This window comes from Alistipes megaguti, assembly GCF_944320325.1.
Classification (GTDB): domain Bacteria; phylum Bacteroidota; class Bacteroidia; order Bacteroidales; family Rikenellaceae; genus Alistipes; species Alistipes megaguti.
Window position 1 is genome coordinate 1 of sequence record NZ_CALUHA010000006.1, and the last position, 22,785, is coordinate 22,785.

27 protein-coding genes and 1 tRNA gene are annotated in these 22,785 nt (G+C 60.9%); 18 read left to right on the forward strand and 10 right to left on the reverse strand.

All coding sequences use genetic code 11. From position 1 onward, the window contains the following. Positions 1–72, reverse strand: a tRNA-Phe gene (locus PUQ42_RS02605). A gap of 213 nt (positions 73–285) precedes the next feature. Here PUQ42_RS02605 and PUQ42_RS02610 point away from each other — a divergent pair. Beyond that, positions 286–696, forward strand: coding sequence for a hypothetical protein (locus PUQ42_RS02610; RefSeq protein ID WP_162992865.1), 411 nt, complete (start codon positions 286–288; stop codon positions 694–696). A gap of 126 nt (positions 697–822) precedes the next feature. Next, positions 823–1,056 (forward strand): helix-turn-helix domain-containing protein, encoded by a 234-nt coding sequence (locus PUQ42_RS02615; RefSeq protein WP_122121634.1) that lies wholly within the window; start codon positions 823–825, stop codon positions 1,054–1,056. 83 nt (positions 1,057–1,139) lie between these two features. Here the strand turns inward: PUQ42_RS02615 and PUQ42_RS02620 are convergent, their stop codons facing one another. Continuing rightward, positions 1,140–1,739, reverse strand: a complete 600-nt coding sequence (locus PUQ42_RS02620) for a GNAT family N-acetyltransferase (RefSeq protein ID WP_273370697.1) — start codon at positions 1,737–1,739, stop codon at positions 1,140–1,142. A 409-nt stretch (positions 1,740–2,148) separates the two neighbouring features. Here PUQ42_RS02620 and PUQ42_RS02625 point away from each other — a divergent pair, with 409 nt between their 5' ends. From PUQ42_RS02625 to PUQ42_RS02650, 6 genes are all read left to right on the forward strand, one after another. Then, positions 2,149–2,586: an Hsp20/alpha crystallin family protein gene (locus PUQ42_RS02625; RefSeq protein ID WP_087311735.1), complete on the forward strand. Its 438-nt coding sequence runs from the start codon at positions 2,149–2,151 to the stop codon at positions 2,584–2,586. A gap of 304 nt (positions 2,587–2,890) precedes the next feature. Continuing rightward, complete coding sequence (locus PUQ42_RS02630) at positions 2,891–3,631, forward strand: (Fe-S)-binding protein (protein WP_273370700.1); 741 nt, start codon at positions 2,891–2,893, stop codon at positions 3,629–3,631. Then, positions 3,628–4,998, forward strand: coding sequence for a lactate utilization protein B (locus PUQ42_RS02635; RefSeq protein WP_273370703.1), 1,371 nt, complete (start codon positions 3,628–3,630; stop codon positions 4,996–4,998). The genes PUQ42_RS02630 and PUQ42_RS02635 overlap by 4 nt, the downstream gene beginning before the upstream one ends. A 1-nt stretch (position 4,999) precedes the next feature. Further along, the gene (locus PUQ42_RS02640) at positions 5,000–5,578 is read left to right on the forward strand and encodes a LutC/YkgG family protein (RefSeq protein WP_273370706.1); all 579 of its coding nucleotides are present in this window, start codon (positions 5,000–5,002) and stop codon (positions 5,576–5,578) included. A 74-nt stretch (positions 5,579–5,652) separates the two neighbouring features. Beyond that, positions 5,653–6,387, forward strand: a complete 735-nt coding sequence (locus PUQ42_RS02645) for a copper homeostasis protein CutC (RefSeq protein WP_122120464.1) — start codon at positions 5,653–5,655, stop codon at positions 6,385–6,387. Beyond that, the gene (locus tag PUQ42_RS02650; protein WP_122120465.1) at positions 6,384–7,574 is read left to right on the forward strand and encodes a transglutaminase-like domain-containing protein; all 1,191 of its coding nucleotides are present in this window, start codon (positions 6,384–6,386) and stop codon (positions 7,572–7,574) included. The genes PUQ42_RS02645 and PUQ42_RS02650 overlap by 4 nt, the downstream gene beginning before the upstream one ends. A 122-nt stretch (positions 7,575–7,696) precedes the next feature. Here PUQ42_RS02650 and PUQ42_RS02655 read toward each other — a convergent pair whose 3' ends face one another. Both PUQ42_RS02655 and PUQ42_RS02660 read right to left on the reverse strand, forming a co-directional pair. Next, the gene (locus PUQ42_RS02655) at positions 7,697–8,551 is read right to left on the reverse strand and encodes a 4Fe-4S dicluster domain-containing protein (protein ID WP_122120466.1); all 855 of its coding nucleotides are present in this window, start codon (positions 8,549–8,551) and stop codon (positions 7,697–7,699) included. A 20-nt stretch (positions 8,552–8,571) separates the two neighbouring features. Beyond that, positions 8,572–9,198, reverse strand: a complete 627-nt coding sequence (locus tag PUQ42_RS02660) for an NUDIX hydrolase (protein ID WP_087405550.1) — start codon at positions 9,196–9,198, stop codon at positions 8,572–8,574. A 54-nt stretch (positions 9,199–9,252) separates the two neighbouring features. On the opposite strand from PUQ42_RS02660, the gene PUQ42_RS02665 reads away from it, so the two are divergent. Further along, entirely contained in the window at positions 9,253–10,539 is a 1,287-nt protein-coding gene (locus PUQ42_RS02665) for an L-cysteine desulfidase family protein (protein WP_273370711.1), read from the forward strand. Between the two features lie 511 nt (positions 10,540–11,050). On the opposite strand, the gene PUQ42_RS02670 is transcribed toward PUQ42_RS02665, so the two are convergent. The 4 genes from PUQ42_RS02670 to pepE all read right to left on the reverse strand — a co-directional run bounded on the left by PUQ42_RS02670 (position 11,051) and on the right by pepE (position 14,404). Further along, positions 11,051–12,280 carry a 3-deoxy-D-manno-octulosonic acid transferase gene (locus tag PUQ42_RS02670; RefSeq protein WP_273370714.1) on the reverse strand — a complete coding sequence of 410 codons (1,230 nt, stop codon included), beginning with the start codon at positions 12,278–12,280 and terminating at the stop codon, positions 11,051–11,053. Positions 12,281–12,414: 134 nt separating this feature from the next. Further along, the gene (locus tag PUQ42_RS02675; RefSeq protein ID WP_232009172.1) at positions 12,415–12,795 is read right to left on the reverse strand and encodes a YraN family protein; all 381 of its coding nucleotides are present in this window, start codon (positions 12,793–12,795) and stop codon (positions 12,415–12,417) included. Between the two features lie 2 nt (positions 12,796–12,797). Further along, on the reverse strand, positions 12,798–13,640 hold the full coding sequence (locus PUQ42_RS02680; RefSeq protein ID WP_122120470.1) for a prephenate dehydrogenase: 843 nt from the start codon (positions 13,638–13,640) through the stop codon (positions 12,798–12,800). 62 nt (positions 13,641–13,702) lie between these two features. Next, the gene (gene pepE / locus PUQ42_RS02685; protein WP_122120471.1) at positions 13,703–14,404 is read right to left on the reverse strand and encodes a dipeptidase PepE; all 702 of its coding nucleotides are present in this window, start codon (positions 14,402–14,404) and stop codon (positions 13,703–13,705) included. A gap of 177 nt (positions 14,405–14,581) precedes the next feature. Here pepE and PUQ42_RS02690 point away from each other — a divergent pair, with 177 nt between their 5' ends. The 4 genes from PUQ42_RS02690 to PUQ42_RS02705 all read left to right on the forward strand — a co-directional run bounded on the left by PUQ42_RS02690 (position 14,582) and on the right by PUQ42_RS02705 (position 17,943). Continuing rightward, positions 14,582–14,818 carry an acyl carrier protein gene (locus PUQ42_RS02690; protein ID WP_018694937.1) on the forward strand — a complete coding sequence of 79 codons (237 nt, stop codon included), beginning with the start codon at positions 14,582–14,584 and terminating at the stop codon, positions 14,816–14,818. 40 nt (positions 14,819–14,858) lie between these two features. Continuing rightward, complete coding sequence (gene fabF / locus PUQ42_RS02695; RefSeq protein WP_122120472.1) at positions 14,859–16,106, forward strand: beta-ketoacyl-ACP synthase II; 1,248 nt, start codon at positions 14,859–14,861, stop codon at positions 16,104–16,106. 26 nt (positions 16,107–16,132) lie between these two features. Then, positions 16,133–16,906 carry a ribonuclease III gene (gene rnc / locus PUQ42_RS02700; RefSeq protein WP_232009173.1) on the forward strand — a complete coding sequence of 258 codons (774 nt, stop codon included), beginning with the start codon at positions 16,133–16,135 and terminating at the stop codon, positions 16,904–16,906. A gap of 398 nt (positions 16,907–17,304) precedes the next feature. Further along, a complete protein-coding gene (locus tag PUQ42_RS02705) occupies positions 17,305–17,943 on the forward strand; it encodes a JAB domain-containing protein (RefSeq protein WP_273370766.1) in 639 nt (212 codons plus the stop codon). Positions 17,944–18,271: 328 nt separating this feature from the next. On the opposite strand, the gene PUQ42_RS02710 is transcribed toward PUQ42_RS02705, so the two are convergent. Both PUQ42_RS02710 and PUQ42_RS02715 read right to left on the reverse strand, forming a co-directional pair. Beyond that, positions 18,272–18,493, reverse strand: a complete 222-nt coding sequence (locus tag PUQ42_RS02710; RefSeq protein WP_273370768.1) for a hypothetical protein — start codon at positions 18,491–18,493, stop codon at positions 18,272–18,274. A gap of 20 nt (positions 18,494–18,513) precedes the next feature. Beyond that, on the reverse strand, positions 18,514–18,885 hold the full coding sequence (locus tag PUQ42_RS02715; protein WP_420534944.1) for a BACON domain-containing protein: 372 nt from the start codon (positions 18,883–18,885) through the stop codon (positions 18,514–18,516). Positions 18,886–19,237: 352 nt separating this feature from the next. Between PUQ42_RS02715 and PUQ42_RS02720 the strand changes: the two genes are divergently transcribed. The 5 genes from PUQ42_RS02720 to PUQ42_RS02740 all read left to right on the forward strand — a co-directional run bounded on the left by PUQ42_RS02720 (position 19,238) and on the right by PUQ42_RS02740 (position 22,764). After that, the gene (locus tag PUQ42_RS02720; RefSeq protein ID WP_087405101.1) at positions 19,238–20,782 is read left to right on the forward strand and encodes a glycine--tRNA ligase; all 1,545 of its coding nucleotides are present in this window, start codon (positions 19,238–19,240) and stop codon (positions 20,780–20,782) included. A gap of 22 nt (positions 20,783–20,804) precedes the next feature. Next, positions 20,805–21,218 (forward strand): Holliday junction resolvase RuvX, encoded by a 414-nt coding sequence (gene ruvX, locus PUQ42_RS02725; RefSeq protein WP_087311703.1) that lies wholly within the window; start codon positions 20,805–20,807, stop codon positions 21,216–21,218. Continuing rightward, positions 21,215–21,760 (forward strand): peptide deformylase, encoded by a 546-nt coding sequence (gene def / locus PUQ42_RS02730; RefSeq protein ID WP_273370777.1) that lies wholly within the window; start codon positions 21,215–21,217, stop codon positions 21,758–21,760. The genes ruvX and def overlap by 4 nt, the downstream gene beginning before the upstream one ends. Position 21,761: 1 nt before the next feature. Further along, entirely contained in the window at positions 21,762–22,070 is a 309-nt protein-coding gene (locus PUQ42_RS02735) for a TRL-like family protein (protein ID WP_087311699.1), read from the forward strand. 211 nt (positions 22,071–22,281) lie between these two features. Continuing rightward, the gene (locus PUQ42_RS02740) at positions 22,282–22,764 is read left to right on the forward strand and encodes a hypothetical protein (RefSeq protein WP_273370781.1); all 483 of its coding nucleotides are present in this window, start codon (positions 22,282–22,284) and stop codon (positions 22,762–22,764) included. Positions 22,765–22,785: the final 21 nt, after the last annotated feature.

Sequence of the window (22,785 nt, forward strand, 5' to 3'; positions counted from 1 at the left end):
GGTACCACCAGGAATCGAACCGGGGACACAAGGATTTTCAGTCCTTTGCTCTACCAACTGAGCTATGGCACCATCCGACGATTAGGCCTTTCGGTTTTATCGTGGTGCAAAGGTAAACAAAAAAAATCATTCTGCAAATCTTTGCTCGAAAAATATCGTGTTTTTTCGCCTTTACCCCTTCCCGATGCCGCCGAATTTCCCTTCGGCAGAATTATTTTTCCGGTCCGTGCCCCTGCGATCCGCGAAATTTGCTACCTTTGTATCCGTATCCTCAAGGAGCCGATCATGAAGAAATTTTGGATCATCACCCTTTCAGTGCTTGTCGCAGGGCTGGCACTCTTTTTCTATTTCCGCTTCTACTTTGTCTTTGGCGAAGGGGTCAAGAGCGGAGAACTGAACTATGTCGTCTACAAGGGGGTTCTTTTCAAGACCTACGAGGGCAAGCTCATCCAGTCGGGGATCCGATCCCGGACGGCCGGTACGATCCAGTCCTACGAGTTTGAATTTTCGGTCGACGACGAGGCGCTGGCCCGTGAACTGATGCTCCTCGGTGGCCGGACCGTCGAGTTGCATTACAAGGAGTATTTCGGGGCGCTTCCCTGGCGCGGTTTCACGAAGTTTGTCGTCGACAGCATCGTCTCGGCCCCCGTGCAGCAACCCTCTTCGGTCGTCCCCGTCCCGGTTGTGGCCGAGTGAGTCGGCGGCCATCTTCCCCCGTGATTCGGTGCTGCGGGGCCTGTTGCCGAAAAGAAATCTCTTTTGTTGGCGGGCTCTCACAAGCGTGTAGTAACTTTTGAGAGCAGAAATCCGCTCCTTTGTAACATGAAACGACAACGACGTAATGACATTTTGGTGGAGCAGGTCGTGGAGCGGTTGAAGTCGATCCGTCGTGCCCAGGGCCTGACTCAGGAGAGCGTCCGGTTTGATACCGGCCTCAATATCGGCCGTATCGAGAGCGGCCGTCACAGCATATTGCTGACGACGCTGGCTGATCTGTGCGATTATTACCACATCTCGCTGGAGGACTTCTTCAGGGAGGTCGTGACGCGTAAATGAACGGTCCGCCCGTTCACTGTCTGAAAACCGGGGCTTTGGCCCCGGTTTTTTTGTGTCTGTCGCGTGCGGTGAACCGGGGCCTGTCAGTCGGCTGCTTCCCGAAGGAGAATTTTCTCGAAGGCCTCGCGTTGGCCGCTGCGGTAGCGGATCGTCCCGCAGCGGGTGAATCCGTTGCGCGCGAGGATGCGCAGCATGCGGTGGTTGTCGAAGTTGGTGTCGATGCGGAAGGCGCGGATGCCGCGCTCAAGGGCCAGACGGGCGGCATGGCGGAGAAATTCCGTCCCCAGTCCGTGCCCCAGCGCCTCGTCGGCCACGGCCAGCCGGTGGACGACCACATAGGGCCCGGCGGTGAGCCATGCGCCCCGAATCTCGGCATAAGCGGGCTCACCGTCGAAGAGGATGGCTCCGTAGGCGACGATCGGCTCCTCCTTTCTGTTGCCATTTTCCGGGCGGTTCTCTCCGGAGCCGGACTCTGCAAATGTATGTCCGGCGGCCTCTCCGGCGTGACAAAGCACATATCCGCAGGCGTGCACCACGTCGGCGGCAATGTCGTCGAGAGCGGGGTAGCCGTCCTGCCATTGCTGGCTTCCGGCGGCGGCCATGCGGTGCCGGGCCTGGCGGATGATCTCCAGAATGCGGGGTATATCGCCGGCAGCGGCGCTTCGGAAGCGTGTTTTTTCCATGACGAGTCGATCTTTTGCGGAGGTTCGGGCGGACGTGCGTGCCAAAGTCCGTTGTCCGAGGGGCGCGCCGACCATCCGGCGGACGGCATTTTCGGGGGACGGATCGTGCCAAGCGCATTCCGTTTCCGACAAAGATACGAAAAGTTCCGACGCGGTGCAGCCTCCGCACCGGTGAAAAAGCCTGTTCCGGGCGTTCCGGGCGGTCGGACATGGCGTTTTGTCACCTCGTCGTCGCTGACTTTTTGTCACTTTTTGACACAAAATCGGACAATATGTGACAATTTCTGACAATTTTCTGGATTTTTGGTCGTGGCACACGATTTGATCGGATAGGGGGTGAAACCGCTTCGAAAGAGGCGGGGAAGAATAAGAAAATGTTAAACTAAAATAAACCAAGGAGGATTTAATTATGGTACCTGTAAGACGTAATCAAAACTGGTTGCCGAGTATTTTCAACGATTTGCTGAACAACGATTTCTTGATGGAACGCCGCAACACAACGGCTCCGGCTGTGAACATCATCGAGAATGACGACGAGTATAAGGTCGAAGTTGCCGCTCCGGGTATGACCAAGGAGGATTTCAAGGTTCATATCAACGAGGACAACGAGCTGGTCATCTCGATGGAGAAGCACAGCGAGGAGAAGGAGGAGGACAAGAAGCACAAAGGCACGTATCTGCGTCGGGAGTTTTCCTACACGCAGTTCCAGCAGAACCTGCTGCTTCCTGACAATGTCGAGCGTGAGAAGATCTCCGCGAAAGTGGAGAACGGTGTGATGAGTATCGACCTCCCGAAGAAGAAGGAGACGGAAGCTTCGGCTGTGGCTCGTCAGATCGAGATCAAATAATCGTCGACAAACGGCCTTTGAGAGCCCTGCGAGAGCAGGGCTCTCTTTTTTTTGCCCGTATGCGGCCTGGCCCTCTCCGGCCGGCCGCCTTTCGGGGGGGCCGGGCCCGGCGGAGCGCGACGGACGACGGGGAGAAGAGCCCTCCGGCGAGCGGAAAAGCCGCCTTCGTGCGAGGAAAAGTGCCCTGCGGGGGAACAGCTATGAAAAAAAACGGCTATCTTTGACGGTGCGTTCGTGCGCCCCGGCGCGGCGGACGCAGAACCGAACATACCCATAACAAACAACAAGCGAACAACAAGAACGGATGAAGGTCGGACTGTTCATTCCCTGTTATATCAATGCGGTCTACCCCGAGGTGGGTCGCGCCTCGTACGAACTGCTGCAGCGGGTCGGCTGCGAGGTGGACTACCCCCTGGATCAGACCTGCTGCGGCCAGCCGATGGCCAATGCGGGCTTCGAGAAGGATGCCCGGGCCCTGGCCGAACACATGAACGAACTCTTTGCGCGTTATGACTACGTGGTAGGGCCGTCGGCCAGCTGCGTGGTTTTCGTGCGCGAGGGCTACCCGCGGCTGCTGAAGGATTACCGCGAACACGCCTGCGTCGATGCGCGGATCTGGGAGATCTGCGAGTTTCTGCACGACGTGGTGCGCCCGACGCGGCTCGATGCCCGCTTCCCGCACCGGGTGAGCCTCCACAACTCCTGCCACGGCGTGCGGCGCATGGGGCTCTCGTCGCCGAGCGAGGAGAAGGTTCTCTACCACTCGAAGCTGCGCGACCTGCTGTCGCTGGTCGAGGGGATCGACGTGGTGGAGCCCGAGCGGCGCGACGAGTGCTGCGGCTTCGGCGGAATGTTCTCCGTCGAAGAGAACGCGGTTTCGGTGGCCATGGGCCGTGCGAAGGTCGGCCGCCACATCGACACCGGAGCGGAGTATATCACGGGGGCCGATTCGTCGTGCCTGATGCACATGCAGGGGATCATCACGCGGGAGAAGCTTCCGATCCGGACGATCCACATGGTTGAAATTCTCAATTCGAGGTCATGAGTACGCATTCCAAAGCCGCCAAACGATTCGTGGCCGATGCCGAACGGCTGGCCTGGCACGACCGGGCGCTGTACGCCGTGCGCGGGAAGCGCGACCGGATGATGGAGACGGTGCCCGAGTGGGAGGAGTTGCGGCGCCTCTCGTCGGAGATCAAGCTGCATACGCTGAGCCGCCTGGGGGACTACCTCTGCGAGTTCGAGCGCAACGCCACGGCCAACGGCATGCAGGTCCACTGGGCCGCGGATGCCGCCGAGATGAATGAAACGGTGTGGGAGCTGATCCGCCGCCACGGCGGACGGCGCCTCGTCAAGAGCAAGTCGATGCTCGCCGAGGAGTGCGGGCTGACGCCCTACCTCGAGGCGCGGGGCGTCGAGGCCGTGGAGAGCGACCTGGGCGAGCGGATCATGCAGCTGCTGCACATGCCGCCGAGCCATATTGTGCTGCCGGCCATCGCCGTGCGCAGAGAGGAGGTGGGGGCGCTGTTCGAGCGCAAGATGGGGACCGAGGCGGGCAACAGCGACCCGACCTATCTGACCCATGCCGCACGGCGCGCCCTGCGGCAGAAGTTCCTCGAGGCGGACGTCTCGATGACGGGTGTCAACTTTGCCGTGGCCTCGACCGGGGCGCTGGCCGTCTGCACGAACGAGGGCAATGCCGACATGGGGACCTCGTTCGCCGATTTGCACATCGCCATCATGGGCATCGAGAAGGTGATTCCCGACATGGAGGCGCTGGGGGTCTTCACGCGATTGCTGGCGCGTTCGGGTACGGGACAGCCCGTGACGACCTACACGTCGCTCTACCGGCGGCCGGACCCGGGCCGCCAGATCCATGTCATTCTGGTCGACAACGGCCGTTCGGAGTGGCTGGCCGACGAGGCGCACCGCAACATGCTCAAGTGCCTGCGATGCGGCGCCTGCATGAATACCTGTCCGGTCTATCGGCGTTCGGGCGGCTACTCCTATTCGTACTTCATCCCCGGCCCGCTGGGGATCAACCTCGGGATGCTGCGCTCGCCGAAGCTCTATCACGGCAACGTCTCGGCCTGCTCGCTGTGCTACTCGTGTTCGGGCGTCTGCCCGGCGAAGATTGACCTCGGGGAGCAGATTTACGAGTGGCGGCAGCGGCTCGACGGCATGGGTCTTGCCGATCCGATGAAGAAGGCGGCCGTCAAGGGGATGGACTTCATCATGGGGGGCCGTCACCGCTTCTACGGCAGCATTGCGCTGGGACACCTGGCCGAGAAGCTGCCCCGGGGGCTGGTCGAGAGCGGCCTGAATCCGTGGAGTGCACCGGGACGTGCGCTGCCGCCCATTGCGGGGCAGAGTTTCAACGCCTGGTGGAAAAAAGAGAAAGCGAACAAGTAAGATGAACAGCAAGGAGAAGATATTGAAGAGTCTGGCGGCGGACGGCATGGCCGTCCGGCCGCGCCCGACGATGGATTTCGTTCCGCAGCGCTTTGCCGACCGCGAGCAGACGTTTGTCGAGCGGCTCGAGGCTGCGGGCGGTACGGCCGTGCGGATGGAGCCGGGCGAGACGCTCGACGGATTGATCGCCCGCCTCTACCCCGAGGCGCGGCGCATCGCCTCGACGCTGCCCGAGGTGACCTCGGCAACGGTGGATCCCGACCGCGTGGAGGATCCGCGCCAACTGGTCGACGTGGATCTGGGCGTGGTGCGCGGCTCGTTCGGCGTAGCGGAGAACGGCGCCGTATGGATTGCGCAGGATATCCGCCACAAGGCGCTCTACTTCGGCGCCACGTCGCTGATGATCGTCATTCCGCGCGATGCGCTGGTCGATACGATGCAGGAGGCCGTCGTGCGTCCCGAGGTGGACGACTTCGGCTACGGATGCTTCATGTCGGGTCCTTCGAAGACGGCCGACATCGAGCAGGCGCTGGTTTTCGGCGCCCATGGACCGATGACGGTCACCGTCGTGCTCCGGTAACCGGGCGGGAAAGGATGAATGCGAGGGCGTTGCCGCATCGTGGCGGCCGCCTCTTTCGGAAAAAACGAAGAACGATGAAAACCGAATTGTGTGCCTACTCTGTCGAATCGTGCCGTACGGCGGCACGTGCGGGGGTGGACCGCGTGGAACTCTGCGCTTCGCCGTGGGAGGGGGGAACGACCCCTTCGGCCGCCTCGATCCGCGGGGCGCGCCGTGTGGAGGGGATCCGTCTCCAGGTGATGATCCGCCCGCGAGGCGGCGATTTCTGCTATACGGATGACGAGGTCGCGCAGATGGCCGAAGAGATCCGCTTCGCCCGTGAATGCGGGGCCGACGGCGTGGTGCTGGGGCTGCTGACTCCGGAGGGCGAGGTCGACCGCGTGCGCACGGCATGTCTGGTGGCCGAGGCCGGAGCGCTGGAGGTGACCTTCCACCGGGCCTTCGACATGACGCGCGACCCGATGGCGGCGCTTGAGACGGTCATCGCGTGCGGATGCCGGCGCATCCTCACCTCCGGGGGAAGCAATACGGCCGTGGAGGGGATTGCGACCCTCGGCGAACTGGTCACGCGGGCCGCGGGGCGCATCGAGATCATGGCCGGCAGCGGCGTGAATGCCGCCAATGCGCGGCAGCTGGCCGCAACGGGGGTCGATGCGCTGCACTTCAGTGCCCGGGGCTGGCGCGAGAGCCGCATGCACTACCGCAATCCGAAGGTCTCGATGGGAGGACTCGACGGGGTGCCCGAATATGCGACGCTGTGCGCCGACGAGGCGAAGATCCGGGAAATACTCAAAGCTCTTGAACGATGATACGACTGCTGACCCTGATTGCCTGCCTGGGTTTGTGCGCCTGCGGTGGCAGCCGCTACGGAAGCGGCATTCCCGAAACGTACGATCCGCTGCTCGATGCGGCGCTGGCCGAGTGCCCGCGCGCCGACAGCCTGCGACACCTGCTGCGCGAGACGCCCCGCGAGGAGCGCGAAGCGATGGCGTGGCTGGTGGCCTGGATGCCGCAGGGCGACCGCGACACGATGCGCCTCGACCTGCTGCGCGAGAATGTGGCCTACGCCTGCAAGGCCCGCGAAGTGTTTCCCTGGACGAAGGCGCTGCCCGATTCGCTCTTTCTGAACGAGGTGCTGCCCTATGCCGTGGTTGACGAGGTGCGCGATGCGTGGCGCGGCGACTTTTTCGACCGCTTCACGCCCTGCGTGGCCGGATGCCGGACGCTGCGCGAGGCGGCCGAGGCCGTCAACCGGGCCATCGTCGAACGGGTCGGCGTGGAGTACAACACGCGCCGCGAGAAGACCAACCAGAGCCCCTCGGAGTCGATGCGCCAGCACATGGCCTCCTGCACGGGGCTCTCGGTGCTGCTGGTCGACGCGCTGCGGGCTGTGGGTATCCCGGCGCGCTTTGTCGGGACGGCGGCCTGGCACGACAACCGCGGCAACCACAGCTGGACGGAGGTGTGGTTCGACGACGCCTGGCACTTTACGGAGTACTACTTTCCGGGTTACGACCGGGCGTGGTTTCTGGCCGATGCCGGACAGGCTACGGAGGGCGACCGTCAGCATGCCGTCTATGCCGTGTCGTTCCACCCGACGGGCGACTGGTTCCCGATGGTGTGGAACGAGTCGTCGCACGACGTGCACGCCGTGGAGGTGACCTCGCGCTATCGGGCCGCCTACCGGGAGGTGAGCGAATTGCGCCGGGCCCGGCAGACGCACGTCGAGGTGCGCTTCACGATGTACCGCAACCGGGCTCTTGAAGGAATGTCCGAAGGCCGTGTTGCCGCGAATGTTGATGTCTTCTGCGGAGCCGAACAGGTGGGCGGAGGACGCACGGCGGGGCCGCTGCAGGACATGAACGACGGTTACCGGATCCTGCTCGAAAAGAATCGCACCTATACGTTCCGCTACGAGAATGCGCGGGGTGAGGCCTCGCAGGTGACCATCGAGGTGGGCGAGGAACCCCTCTCGGTGGTGGGTTACATGGAGTAGCCGACGCCCACGGATCTGATAAACGGACGCTTCCGTCAGGGAGCGTCCGTTTTTTGTCAGGGGATTCTTAGGAGATTTTCCGGGAATCTTTTACGCTCCTTCGATTGGCTTCTTCCTGGTCCCTACAGCAGGGTGACGGGCTCCTTGCGACGGGCGAAGTTGCGAGACAGCGCGGCGGCAAAGGGGGTGTAGAAGGTGCGTGCACCGACGGGGCACCCCTTGACACAGGCGCAGCAGCGGATGCAGCGTGCGGGGTCGGTGCGGGTTTCGTCGCCGCGCGCGATAGCCCCGACGGGACAGATGGCCGCACAACGCCCGCAGTGGGTGCAGAGCGCGGCGTCGCACTCCGGCAGATAGACGACCGGATTACGCTTTTGTCGGCAGAGGTAGCCCAGGGCGAATCCGATGAAACGCAGCGTGGCGAAGAGTGGGGTAGGACGCTCCTTCAGCCGGGAGGCATCGACCGGCGAGAGGTCTCCGCGGTCGAGCTTTTGCCGCACCCTGTGGCCGAATTCCTCGGCGGCGGCCAGATCCGCCGCATCGGGACGTCCGGCGGCAATGGGCGTGGCCGTCGACGAGTAGGAGTGTTCGCCGACAAAGGCCGCCGCAGCTATGGGCACGAAACCCTGCCGGCGGGCCAGTTCGGCCAGCTCCACGGCGGCGTGTTCGAAGGCGCGGTTGCCGTAGACGACCACCACCACGGCCGGACCTCCGGCGCCATGAATCCCTTCGAGCCGTTGTCGGGCCGTCGGGGCCACGTGCCCGCCATAGACCGGAACGGCCAGAATCGTCACCTTCTTCCGGGCGATCTGTGCCGCGGGGGCCTCCGTATAGGTCAGGTCGAGGTTTCGCAGGGTCGGGGCTGCGGAAGTTCCCGATTTCGGGCCGGCGATTCCGTGGGCGATGGCCTGGACCACCCGTTTGGTGGTTCCCGTCGGCGAAAAGAAGAGTGTCTGGATTGAATCGTATGGTTGCATGGTGTGTGTCGTGTTACGGGTTATGCTTGGGCGTCGGTCTCTGCAGAGTCATGTCCGGCCGGCGTGCCGTCAAGCGGACAGGAGTTGTCGGGCGAGGGGTGTTCGGCGAAGTAGCGCCACAGCGGTGCGGCCATCAGTGCCTGTCGGATGCGGTTGGTGCGGAGCAGTTCGAGCACCTCGCCGCGCGTCATCAGGTGAACGCGCAGATCTTCGGTAGGATCGAGGTGCTGATCACCGAGACGCTCGACGCCCGTTGCCAGGAAACAGTGGGTGAGGTTGTTCTGCGTGGCGGGATTCGGGGCTACGGTTGTCAGCAGACGCCACTCCCCGCCGCCATAACCGGTCTCTTCGGCCAGCTCGCGCCGTGCGGCGTCCAGCATCGAGGCGTCGGAGGGTTCGGCACAACCGGCCGGAATCTCGTAGGAGGTTTCGCCCAGACCGTGGCGGTACTGGTCGATCAGGACAAAGCGTCCGTCGCGCGTGATGGCCGTGACGTTGACCCAGTCGGGGTATTCGAGGACGTAATAGTCGGGCACACGGCGCCCGTCGGGCAGCTCGAGGCTCTCGTGCCGTATGGTGAGCCACGGCCGCCGGAAGAGGTATTCGCTCGAGAGTACCCTCCATTTGCGATCTTCGGGATCTTTCATGCTGCAAAAATAGGGAAAAAATAGTATCTTTGTTTTCGCTAAACCCAAAAGTCTATGCTACCAGAGTCTGAACGCAAGCAAATCATTGATCTGATTCATCGCGAGGTCATTCCGGCCATCGGGTGTACCGAGCCGATCGCCGTAGCGCTGTGCGTGGCACGTGCGACGGAAACGCTGGGCGCCGAGCCCGAACGGATCGCCGTCCGGTTGAGTGCCAATATCCTGAAGAATGCCATGGGAGTCGGCATTCCGGGTACGGGGATGATCGGCCTGCCGATTGCCGTGGCGCTCGGGGCGCTGATCGGACGCTCGGAGTATCAGCTGGAGGTGTTGCGTGACGTGACGCCCGAGGCGGTGGAGCGCGGACGGCGGATGATCGAAGAGAAGCGCATCACCATCGAGCTGAAGGAGGGTATCTCGGAAAAACTCTATATCGAAGTGGAGGTTGTGGCGGCAGGCCACGAGGCGCAGGCCGTCATTGCCGGTGGACATACGACGTTCGTCTATGTCGAGCACGACGGCGAGGTGCAGCTCGACAAGCGGGGCGGGGCTTCGTCGGAGACGGAGTCGGGCGATGTTTCGCTGACGCTGCGCCGAGTATGGGAGTTTGCCACGACCACGCCGCTCGACGAGATCCGCTTCATTCTCGAATCGCGGCGCCTGAACTGGGCTGCCGCCGAGAAGGCCTTCTCGGGGGATTACGGTCACAGCGTGGGGCGCACGCTGCGCTGCGACCGCGAGCAGCGGGTGATGGGCGACAGCATCTTCACGCGGATTCTCTCCTATACGTCTGCGGCGTGCGATGCGCGCATGGCCGGGGCGATGATTCCGGTAATGAGCAACTCCGGAAGCGGCAACCAAGGGATTGCGGCGACGATGCCCGTGGCGGTCTACGCGCGGGAGACCGGCGCCACGGAGGAGCAGACGATCCGGGCGCTGACGTTGAGCCATCTGACGGTGATCTACATCAAGCAGAGTCTGGGTCGGCTGTCGGCCCTGTGCGGCTGCGTGGTGGCTGCGACGGGATCGAGCTGCGGCATTGTCTATCTGATGGGCGGAGGGTACGACCAGGTCGCCGCTGCGGTGAAGAACATGATTGCCAATCTGACGGGTATGATCTGCGACGGTGCGAAACCGAGTTGTGCGATGAAGCTCACGAGCGGTGTTTCGACGGCCGTTCTTTCGGCGATGATGGCCATGGACGGGCAGTGTGTGACGCCCGTCGAGGGGATCATCGAAGAGGATGTCGACCGCTGTATCCGCAATCTGACGAAGATCGGTCGTGACGGCATGAACGAGACCGACCGTCTGGTGCTCAACATTATGACCCACAAGTGTTGACCGGAGTGGTGCGTTCCGAGGTGTTCGAGGCGCGAGAGGGCGACAGAGGTGTCTGAGGCGTGAGAGGGCGACCAGAGACGACCGAGGCGTGAGAGGGTGCCAGAAACGGTCGTGAGCCCGGAAGCGACAAGTGACGACCGGTGGATGCCAGAAACGGCCAGGAAGGGCGACAGGAACGTCAGGGGTGTCAGAAACGACAGGTGAGACGGTCGCCTGACACAATCCTCCGGATATGGAAAGCGGGGCCATCCGATTGGATGGCCCCGCCTGTTTGTCTTTATGCGGTGCGGTTTTTCCTCTTCTCCGTGAGAGACAGACTTGCCACTCCGGCACATTATTTCGGCACTCCCGGTCTCTGCGGCTCAGTCTCTTTCTGCTCCTCCCGCTCTCTGCGACTCTGCCTTTGTCCGGAGTCCCCTTTCGGTCTCTGCTGCCCTTTTTCTGTCCGGCCGGTCCCTTTCGGTCTCTGCGGCCCTGCCTCTTTCCGGTCCCTAATACCCCCCCCCTCCGGTTATTGCGGGAAGATGGTCTTGACGATGATGTTTGTGGCCCCTTGATGACGGGTGGTGTAGTCCTTGGCGATGCGGGAGGTCTTCTGCAGGAACTCCTCGTTGTCACGCAGGGGAATGAACCAGCTCCGCAGCTCCTCGTAGGAGGTCACCGAACGGGCCGCACCGAGCGTCACGAGGTCACGGGCCTCCTTGAACTTCTGGTAGTTGGGGCCGAAGGCGATCGGGAGCCCGAAGGTTGCGGCCTCGAGCGTGTTGTGGATTCCGACGCCGAATCCCCCGCCGATGTAGCTCCACGTGGCGTAGGAGTAGACCGAGGACAAGAGCCCCACCGTGTCGAGGATCAGCAGTTGCCGGGTTCCGTATCCCGTTCGCGAGGTGCACTGCGTGTAGCGGAGTGCGCCGCCGCGCGTTTCGGCTATGAGCCGGGCGATGCGCGTCTCGTCCATTTCGTGGGGGGCGATGACGAACTTCACGTCGGGGTTGTCGTTCATGAGTTGGATCAGCAGCTCTTCGTCGGGGCCCCAGGTCGATCCGGCCACGAAGAGGCGGTCTTCGCCCTTGAAGCGTTCGACAATATCGACATGCTTGGCGGCGCGGGCGATTTCGGCCACACGGTCGAATCGTGTGTCGCCGGCCACGAGGACGTTGTCGAAACCGAGTGTGGCGAGGAGTTTCTTCGACTCTTCGTTCTGGACGAACATCACGTCGAACGACTCCAGGGCCTGGCGCCACAGACCGCCGTAGGGGCGGAAGAAGACCGAATTGCGGCGGAAGATGGCCGAGACGACATAGGTGCGGACCTTCCGGCGGCGGAGTTCGCGCAACAAGTTCAACCAGTATTCGTATTTGACGAAGATGGCCACGTCGGGATGTGCGGCATCGAGGAAACGGCGGGCGTTCCGCGGGGTATCGAGCGGCAGGTAGAAGATGTAGTCGGCGCCCTTGTAGTCCTTTCGGATTTCGTAACCCGAGGGGGAGAAGAAGGTCAGCAGGATCTTGTATTCGGGATGTAATTTGCGGAGTTGTTCGATGATGGGGCGTCCCTGTTCGAACTCTCCGAGGGAAGCGACGTGTATCCAGACGATACGCGCCGCGGGGTCGATGGTTTCCCGCATTCTGCGGAAGAGGTCCTTGCGTCCTTCGAGCCAAAGGTGGGCCTTCCGGTGGCGCGGGGCCACGAGACGGATTGCCCAAACGTAAAGCAACAGACCGAAATTATAGAGCCACATCAGCAGTCTATGGTGTTGAATTTTTCCAGGAATTTCTTGATTTTCGTTTTCACCTCTCAAGCCGGTCGTCACACCGGGAGTTCCCGGAGGCGTTTGGCAGGGCAAAGATAGTATAAATTGTCTTAAACGCCAAATTACCAGTTGTACTCCCAGGCGCTTTCGATCCAGTCGATGCGGACGCCCCCGTCTGTGTCGAGCTCCACGGCCGCCACGTCGAACTGCACGTCGCCCTTCCACCCGACGGCGCGGATGTAACCGGCAGCGGCGCGGCTCACGGCGCGGAACTTGCGGTGTGTGGCCGCCGCCTCGGGCGGGGTGAGCGATCCCGCATGGCGGGTCTTGACCTCGACGATGTGGAGAATCCCGTCGCGCAGCGCCACCAGATCCAGTTCGTAGTGCCCCTGCCGCCAGTTCCGCGCCCGGATCGAGAAGCCCTTCTGGCGGAGATAGTCGGCTACGGCCTCTTCGCCGATGCGTCCCGTTTCGGCCGTCGTCATCAGTGGATGATCCGTCATTATCAGTGGATGATCCGTTGGATGGAGTTGGCTCGTTCGATGGCCTGTCGGAGCCCCTCGGCATCGTCTCTCTCGAGCATCTTGCGCAGCACCTGCAGCTGGTGGATGTGTTCGCGCAGGACGTCCAGGACGTTGTACTTGTTGCGCAGCAGGATGGGCACCCACGTTGTGGCGGAACTCTTGGCCAGCCGCACGGTGCTTTCGAAACCTCCGCCCGCCAGATCGAAGATGTGACGCTCCTCGAGCTCCTTTTCGAGGACGGTCAGCGCCAGGGCGAACGACGAGACGTGGGAGATGTGCGAGACATAGGCCGCATGCAGGTCGTGTTCCTCGGGATTCATGTAGATGGCCGGACACCGGAGCGTGCGGAAGATCCGCTCGACAGTCTGCAGGACATCGGCATCGCTGTGTTCCGTGTCGCAGAAGACGACGTGACGGCCAGTGAAGGCACCGTGCTGGGCGGCCTTCGGGCCGCTGTACTCCGTGCCCCACATCGGGTGTACGGCGACGAAACGCCTCCGCCGGGCGTGCATCGAGATCACCTCGCACAACTCGCCCTTGATCGAACCCATGTCGATGACCGCCTGGCGGTCCGAGACGCGGTTGAGGGCCTTGACGGCCAGCAGCGGAATGGTGTCCACGGGGGTTGCCAGCACCGTGAGGTCGGCCTGTGCGATTCCCTCTTCGAACGGAACGATGCGGTCGGCCAACCCCAGCTGGAGGGCCTCCGCAGCATGTTCCTCGGAGTTTTCGACCCCGAGGATCTCGTCGGCGAGTCCGTGGTCGCGCAACGAGAGAGCGAACGAACCTCCGATGAGGCCCAGTCCGACGATCATGACTTTCATCAGTGGTGGAATTTATGCCTTTTGAGGGGTGGAGAACGACGCCCCTTCCCTTCGATACCTATTTATAATAAAAACGAGAGGTCGCCTCCGGGTTCGACCTCGAAGGTCTCGACTCCTTTGCGGAATACACGCATCGGACGGCTGCCGATCAGTTCCATCCTTCCCTGCTCGAGGCGCAGCATGCATCCTTCGCGCAGTCCGACGACCCAACGGCGCGGATTGGCTTCGATGTACTCCAGAATACGCTGTTCGCGCGTTTCTCCGGCGTGGCCCGCGGGGTTGGCATCGAGGTAGTGGGGGTTGATCTGGAACCTGACGGCTCCGATGGCGCGGAACGATTCGGGCTGGACGATGGGCATGTCGTTCGTCGTCGAGATCGTGGGGCAGCAGACGTTGCTGCCGGCCGACCAGCCGACGTAGGGCACTCCGGCGCGGATTCGGCCCAGAATAGCCTTCATGAGCCCCTGCTGCTGCATCTTGCGGGCCAGGGCGAAGGTATTTCCGCCGCCGACGCAGACGGCTTCGGCCGTGCGGATCATCGCAGCGGGATCCTTGGCCCGGTGGACCGAGCGGACGCGGATTCCGAGTTCGTCGAAACGGGCCTGGACCTTTTTTTCGTAGTCGGCGTAGGAGAAGGTCACGGCGGCGTAGGGGACGAAGGCTATTTCGTGAATCCCGGCAAGGAAGCGGCCGATTTCGGGCAGCGGATAGCGCAGATATTCTTCGCCGGCATTGGTCGAATTCGAGATCAGAAGCAATTTCATAATTCGGTGATTCTTAAATTATTGTGTATGTTTTTGTGCTAAATGTCGAAAAAGTTGTGAATAAAAAATCGGGCCGTTTTGTCAAAAGTAATAAAAAAAGTGTTACTTTTGCGCAAAATTACCCGGGAAATGTATTGAAACTATTCCCTATAATTGTTTAACTAAAAACTTAAGATTATGTCAGAAGTTCAATCAAAAGTTGTCGAGATCATCGTCGACAAGCTGGGTGTCAAGGAGTCGGAGGTAGTACCCGAAGCCAGCTTCACCAACCACCTGGGCGCAGACTCGCTCGACACCGTAGAGTTGATCATGGAGTTCGAGAAGGCTTTCGATATCCAGATCCCGGATGAGGACGCTGAGAAGATCGCTACCGTAGGTGACGCCATCAAGTACATCGAGGAGCACAAGAAATAATTAACCAAGAAAATACGTTCACGGAATAAGGCTTGAATTTATGACGGAAAGAAGAGTAGTTGTTACGGGCATCGGAACGATCAACCCGCTCGGTAATAATATTGAAGAGTATTTTTCCAATCTGGAGAAGGGAGTCAGCGGTGCCGCACCCATTACTCATTTTGACGCGGAAAAATTTAAGACCAAATTCGCTTGTGAAGTAAAAAATTACGATCCGGCACAGCATTTCGACCGCAAGGAGGTCCGCAAATACGACCTCTTTACGCAGTATGCTCTGATTGCCGCCACGCAGGCCGTGGAGGATTCGGCTCTCGATCTGGAGACGATCGACAAGGAGCAGGTCGGTGTGATCTGGAGCTCGGGTATCGGAGGACTCAAATCGTTCTTCGATGAGTGTTTAGGCTATGCCGCAGGGGGAGGAACCCCGCGGTTTAGCCCATTCTTTATTCCCCGCATGATTGCCGATATCGCCGCCGGGTTCATTTCCATGAAGTACGGCTTCATGGGTCCGAATTACTGTACGGTATCGGCCTGCGCCTCGTCGAACCACGGCATGATCGCCGCCTTCGACACCATCCGTTACGGCAAGGCCGACGTGATGGTTGCCGGCGGTTCCGAAGCCGCAGTCAACGAACCGGCCGTCGGGGGATTCAACTCGATGCAGGCACTCTCGACGCGTAACGACGATCCGCAGCACGCTTCGCGTCCGTTCGACGCCGACCGTGACGGCTTCGTGATCGGCGAAGGAGCCGGAGCGCTCATTCTCGAGGAGTACGAGCACGCCAAGGCCCGTGGAGCGAAGATCTATTGCGAGATCATCGGCGGCGGCGCTTCGGCCGATGCCTACCACTTCACGGCTCCGCACCCCGAAGGAAAGGGGGCCATCAAGGCCATGCGCGATGCCATCAAGGATGCCGGCATCCGCCCCGAGGATATCGACTATGTGAATGTTCACGGCACATCGACCCCTGCCGGCGATCTTCCCGAACTGAAGGCCGTAGCGGAGGTTCTGGGCGACCACGTTTACAACGTCAACATCTCGTCGACGAAGTCCATGACGGGTCACCTGCTGGGTGCCGCCGGAGCCGTTGAGGCGCTGGCCTGCATCTTCGCCATGACGCACGGAGTCGTGCCTCCCACCATCAACTGCGAGCACCTCGATCCGGCGATCGATCCGAAACTCAACCTGACGCTCAACCAGGCACAGAAACGTGACGTGAAGTGCTGTCTGAGCAATACGTTCGGCTTCGGCGGTCACAACTCGACGGTGATCTTCCGCAAGCTCTAACCCCCCCCCTAAAAAACGTCCGCGCAGTGATTGATTTTCTCTTGCGTCCGCTACGGCGGAATTTCGGGCGTGACCGGGCGTATTACAAAATGGTCGACGACTTGTTCGGATTCATTCCGCACAACGTCGAACTTTACAAGCTGGCTTTGATTCACAAGTCAGCTTCTTTGGTTTTGGAAGACGGCCGTGCGATCAACAATGAACGCCTCGAATACCTGGGTGACGCGGTGATCGAGGCCGTAACTTCCGACTATATCTTCATCGAATATCCCGATCGCGACGAAGGCTTCATGACCCAGCTGCGCTCGAAAATCGTGTCGCGGCAGTCGCTCAATGCCCTGGCTGTGAAGCTGGGCCTGGACCGCTACGTGATTTCGAACGGCGGAGCGGGCATTGCCCAGAAACACATCTTCGGCGACGCCTTCGAGGCGATGATGGGAGCCGTCTACCTCGATCAGGGGTACGATTTTGTCAACCGGCTGCTCATCAACCGCATCTATTACCGCTGTCTGGACCTTGAGGAGCTGACCGAATCGGAGACCGATTTCAAGAGCCGCCTGATCGAGTGGTGCCAGAAGAACCGCCACCGGGTGCTTTTCCGTACGGAGAACGAAAAGGGTTCGTCGGCCAACCGTCCGGTCTTCTACTGCACGGTGCTTGTCGACGACATGGAGGTTGGCCACGGTGCGGGCGATTCGAAGAAGGAGGCCGAACAGCATGCCGCCTTTTCTGTGTCGCAGTATCTGACCGACGAGCAGTGCGCCTTGTTACTGGACAAGGTCGATCGTCTTTCTCACTGACCCGGGGTCGGGGATTGACAGAGGGGGCTGACCGGGGGCTGACAGAAGGAGCTGACCGGGGGCTGACCGGGGGCTGACAGAAGGAGCTGACCGGAGACTGACAGAGGGGGCTGACCGGGGGCTGACAGAAGGAGCTGACCGGGGACTGACAGAAGGAGCTGACCGGGGGCTGACAGAAGGAGCTGACCGGGGGCTGACAGAAGGAGCTGACCACAGACTGACGGAGGGGCTGACCGGGGACTGACGGAGGTGGCTGACCGGAGGCAGACAGAGACAGCTGACCGGGATTACAGCCCGGGAGAGTCGTACCGGGGGCACGGATCGGGCCGTACCGAGTAGCTTGGAATATGCCTGAATTGCGGGACTGACAGGTGTCTGGAAAGAAAACCGTAAAAATCATGGAGAACATACGCAGCAAGATGACTTCACGAGGCGTCGAGTCTCTCGACGACCAGGAGTTGTTGTCGTTGCTGATCGAGGACGAACAACTGGCCGAGATGTTGTTGGCAACTTACGGGGGTTCGTTGGCACGCATGACCCGCGAACCGGAAGCCCGATTGCGCATGGTGGGCGGAATGGGGCTCAGGCGGGCCCGAAATCTGTTGTTGGCCGCCGAGTTGGGCCGCAGGGTGGCGGCTGAAGGGGCGGGGGAGTCCGACTCCATTGCAACGAGCGATGATGTGGTGCGGTTGTTTCGTCCGCAACTTGAACGCCTGACCCACGAAGAGTGCTGGGTAGTCTATCTCACTTCATCCAATCGCATCATTGAGCGCCAACGGGTGAGTCAGGGCGGGGTGACAGGGACGGTGGTCGATCACCGGTTGATCGCCAAACGGGCCCTTGAGTTGCTCGCCACGCGGCTTATTCTGATTCACAATCACCCTTCGGGGAGTCCGGAGGCGAGTGCGCAGGATCGGGCGCTGACCGAACGTATTGCCAAGGCGGCTGCACTGTTTGACATTCGGCTGCTGGATCACGTGATCATAGCCCGCGGCGGCGGGGACTTTTCGTTTCGGGAGGCGGGATTGATCGGATAACCGGCCTTGGGGCGGGTTGGACGGAATACCCGAGAGTTCTCGATGGTTGGCCACCGGGGCCACCGGGGCCACCGGGACAGACGGGGCAGGCCGAGCGTGACCGGGGCAGACGGCAGGGACAGACGGAGGCAGACGGGGACTGGCCGGCTGACAGCGGCCCTTGGGATAGCGTTCCATGGGTTAGGCGGGCATTCGGGCGGCAGCCCGCAAGGGGAACTTCCGGTCGGACGGCCCCATGAGAAAATTGTTTTCGGAGTTATCCCGAGAAAGCGAAAAACGACGACATCGAGGGATGCCGTCGTTTTTTTGTACTGTGGTCGGGAGCGGTTCAGATTCCCAGATAGGTCAATACGTAGCGGTACTCCGAGACGAGGTTGTTACGCAGGGTGAACTCCATGCCGTCGATCTCCTCGCCCCGCTGCCAGTTGTCGAGACTGTGGTAGGTGTAGGAGAGATTTCCGGTCACCTTCTCGCCATTGGTCAGCGTCGTGACCACCTTGACAGGCAGCATGTTACCCGTCGGACCAAGCAGTCCCAGACTGCGCAGCATGTCGGAGTCGTAGATGAAGATCAGCCCCGGATCGATGGTCTGAAGCTGGTTGAGCCGTTCGTACTCGTATGTCTGCTTGTGGACATTCGCGTCTTAGGTGAACTCCTGCGTGCCGTTCTTCGTCCACCGGATCTGCGAACAGCTGTTATCCTGGTAGATGTAGTGCCCCTCGTCCGACCCGTCTGCGGGGGCCTTCTGCGTAACGGAGATTTCGATCTGCGTCGAGCCGCAGGTGATGGGATGATGGCCGTGCGGGATTGCTGTCCGAAGTTGGGCTGCAGGGTGATCCGTATGGTATAGTCTCCGGCCAGGTCGCCGTGGTTGGGCGAGATTGATATCCATTCGGGCGTTTCGGTGCGCGTTTCGCGGATCGAGGTGCTCCACGCTGCCAGGGTGGTGAAGGTTACGCTGGAGCTTCCCGTTTCGGCTTCGGCTTCGGCCATCTGGACCAGTTGGGAAACGTCGGGAATCTGAATCTGTCCGAAGTCGCCCGCCTGGGTTTTGTCATTGTCGCCGCAGGCCGCCAGCAGCAGCGTGGAAACCAGCAGCAGCGCAAGGGGCCTGCATGTTTTCATCATCGTGAGTCTTGAGATTGGACGTTGTTTGCGGCGGTTTGCCCGATCCGGGGCCGTCCGTTGTGACAAATAGGAAATAAATCGGGAGCGGAAGGTGTCAATTTCTTTTTATTTTGTATTTTTGTCGTTTGGAAGAACAAATCGGAAAAATCAGTAAATTCAAAATACGATGACTCAGGAAGAACTTTTCAAGAAGCTGGTCGCTCACTGCAAGGAGTACGGATTCGTATTCCCGTCGAGCGAGATCTACGACGGTCTGGGTGCGGTCTACGATTACGGACAGAACGGCGTCGAGTTGAAGAACAACATCAAGCGCTATTGGTGGGATTCGATGGTCAAGCTGCACGAGAACATCGTGGGGCTCGACGCGGCGATCTTCATGCACCCCAAGACCTGGGAGGCATCGGGCCACGTGGCAGCGTTCAACGACCCGCTGATCGACAACAAGGACTCGAAGAAGCGCTACCGTGCCGACGTGCTGATCGAGGACTGGATCGCCAAGCAGGATGAAAAGATCGAGAAGGAGGTCGAGAAGGCCCGCAAGCGTTTCGGAGCGGACTTCGACGAGGCCAAGTACCGGGCCACGTCGCCGCGTGTGGCCGAGACGCAGGCCAAGCGTGACGAGGTTCACCGCCGCTATGCCGAGGCGATGAATGCCAACGATCTGGCCGGGCTGCGGCAGATCATCCTCGACTGCGAGATTGCCTGCCCGATCTCGGGTACGCGCAACTGGACCGAGGTACGTCAGTTCAACCTGATGTTCTCGACGCAGATGGGTTCGACGTCCGAAGGTTCGTCGACGATCTACCTGCGCCCGGAGACGGCCCAGGGCATCTTTGTCAACTTCCTGAACGTGCAGAAGACCGGCCGCATGAAGATTCCGTTCGGTATCGCACAGATCGGCAAGGCCTTCCGCAACGAGATTGTGGCTCGTCAGTTCATCTTCCGCATGCGCGAGTTCGAGCAGATGGAGATGCAGTTCTTCGTTCGCCCGGGCACCGAGATGCAGTGGTGGAACGAGTGGCGCAACACGCGTATGGCCTGGCACCGTGCGCTGGGCTTCGGCGACGACAACTACCGTTTCCACGACCACGAGAAGCTGGCCCACTACGCCAACGCCGCCACCGACATCGAATATAACTTCCCGTTCGGCTTCAAGGAGGTCGAGGGCATCCACTCGCGTACGGACTTCGACCTGGGCAATCACCAGAAGTATTCGGGCAAGAAGATGCAGTATTTCGATCCGGAGACGGGCGAGAGCTACGTACCCTACGTGGTGGAGACTTCGATCGGTGTCGACCGCATGTTCCTGCAGGTGATGTCGGCGGCCTACACCGAGGAGCAGCTCGAGGGCGGCGATACGCGTGTTGTGCTGCGTTTCCCGGCCGCACTGGCACCGGTGAAGGTGGCCATCCTGCCGCTTGTGAAGAAGGACGGCATGCCCGAAGTGGCGCAGAAGATCGTCGACCTGCTGAAGTACGACTATAACGTGGCCTACGACGAGAAGGATTCCGTCGGCAAACGCTACCGCCGTCAGGATGCCATCGGTACGCCGTTCTGCGTGACGGTTGACGGCCAGACGCTCGAGGACGGTACGGTGACGGTCCGTCACCGCGACACGATGCAGCAGGAGCGCGTCAAGATCGAGGCCCTGCCGGCCCTGGTCGACGAGGAGTGCTCCTACCGCAAATTGTTCAAGAAACTGAATCTGTAGTCGCCGCGCGACGCCATCCGACATGGGAAGGATTCTGGCCATCGACTACGGCACCAAACGTACGGGGATCGCTGTGAGCGATCCTCTGCGGTTGATTGCCGGGGGATTGGAGACCGTTCCGACGCGAGATCTCGAACGCTGGCTGGCCGACTATTTTGCGCGGGAGGAGGTCTCGACCATCGTCATGGGCAAACCCATGCAGATGGACGGCACGCCTTCCGAAACGTGGCGCTTCATCGAGCCGCTGGCGCGCCGCCTGCAGCGAGCGTGGCCCGACAAGGAGGTGGTCTTTCACGACGAACGCTTCACCTCGGTGCTGGCCCACCGCACGATGCTCCAGAGTGGCATCGGACGCATGGCGCGGCGTGACAAGGCGCTGGTGGACAAGATCTCCGCGACGATTATTTTACAAAGTTACATGGAATTCAACCGATGATTTACCCGATAGTGATCTATGGAGACGAGGTGCTTCGCAAGGCGTGTGCACCCGTCACGCCCGAGACGCTCGACGTGAAGAAGTTCGAGGAGGACATGTTCCTGACCCTCGACGAGGCGGGCGGCGTAGGGCTTGCAGCCCCGCAGGTGGGCAAGAATCTGCGTTTCTTTGTGGTTGACTGTACGCCGTGGGCCGAGGAGGACCCGTCGTGTGCCGACTACAAGCGGGCCTTCGTCAACGCCGAAATCTATGAATACTCCGAGGAGACGAAGATCTATAACGAAGGCTGCCTTTCGTTTCCGGGGATCTATGCCGACGTGCAGCGTTCGCTGCGGATCCGGATGCGCTACCAGGATACGGACTTCGTCGAGTACGACGAGGAGTTCACGGGGCTCAAGGCATGGGTCATCCAGCATGAGTACGACCACATCCAGGGCAAGGTCTTTACGGACCGCATCTCGCCGCTGCGTCGTCAGCTGCTCAAGAGCAAACTGTTGAATCTGGCCAAGGGAAAGTTCCGTTGTGCCTACAAAACGCGATAACATGAAGAAGTTCCTCTTTGCAGCCCTTGCCGTGGCAGCCCTTTCGCTGACGGGTTGCGTGAAGTCGCCCGTTTCGGGCTTCGCCTATACGGATATCAAGGACGGCATGGCCGTTACGGGCAATGCCGGATCGAGCAAGGTCGGCACGGCCGAGGTCAAGGGGTACGTAGGTCTGGTGGCGCTGGGCGATGCCAGCATCCAGACGGCGGCCCGCGAAGCCGGCATCACGCGTATCCACCACGTCGACTACCAGATGAAGTCCTACGTGGGGCTCTATACCATCTATACGATCATCGTCTACGGTGACTGATTGTCGACAGCCGGGCGGGCCGTTTCCCGAATGCCGGAAGGGGCCGAGGGGGCCGAGGGGGCCGAAGGGGCTGAGAGGGCCGAGGGGTCCGAAGGGGCAGAAGGAGCTGAAGGGACAGAAGGAGCAGAAGGTGTGGAAGAGGTTTGCGATGCCGGAGGATGGAAGGCGGATCGGTCGGGGCCTTTTGGCGGTTGTGTGCTGCTGGGGAGCCTTGTTGACGGCTTCGGGGCAGGAGATCCGCTCGCACTATGTCTCGAAGGCCGAGACCGACGGCACGATCTACCACACCCTTCCGGTGACGCTGTTCGAAAATCCCGAGGCGGGCGATCTGACCTTTGACCTTACCTACAAGGAGCACCGTGGAGGACGGGCGACGCTGAACTTCACGTGCCGGATGGCACGTCCCGAGACGGTTGATTCCGTGCGTTTTGTTTCGGGCGGCGTAATTCTCTCCGGGCCGGTCGGCCGACTCTACCTAGAGCCCGAAAAGCGAGGCTGGAAACATCGCTATACGTTCGATCTCGACGCTTCGCAGCTGTGCGGCTTCTTCGACGAGCGCCAGCTCCCTGAAGTGATGCTCTATATCGATGGACGCCCGTGGCTCTATCGGGCCAAACGTTCGGCCTGGCGCAGCTATGCGCCGATCGGCTACCGGATCTTCGAGATGATCCGCATCAACGAGGGGGCAGAATAGGGGCCGAATAGGGGCTGGACC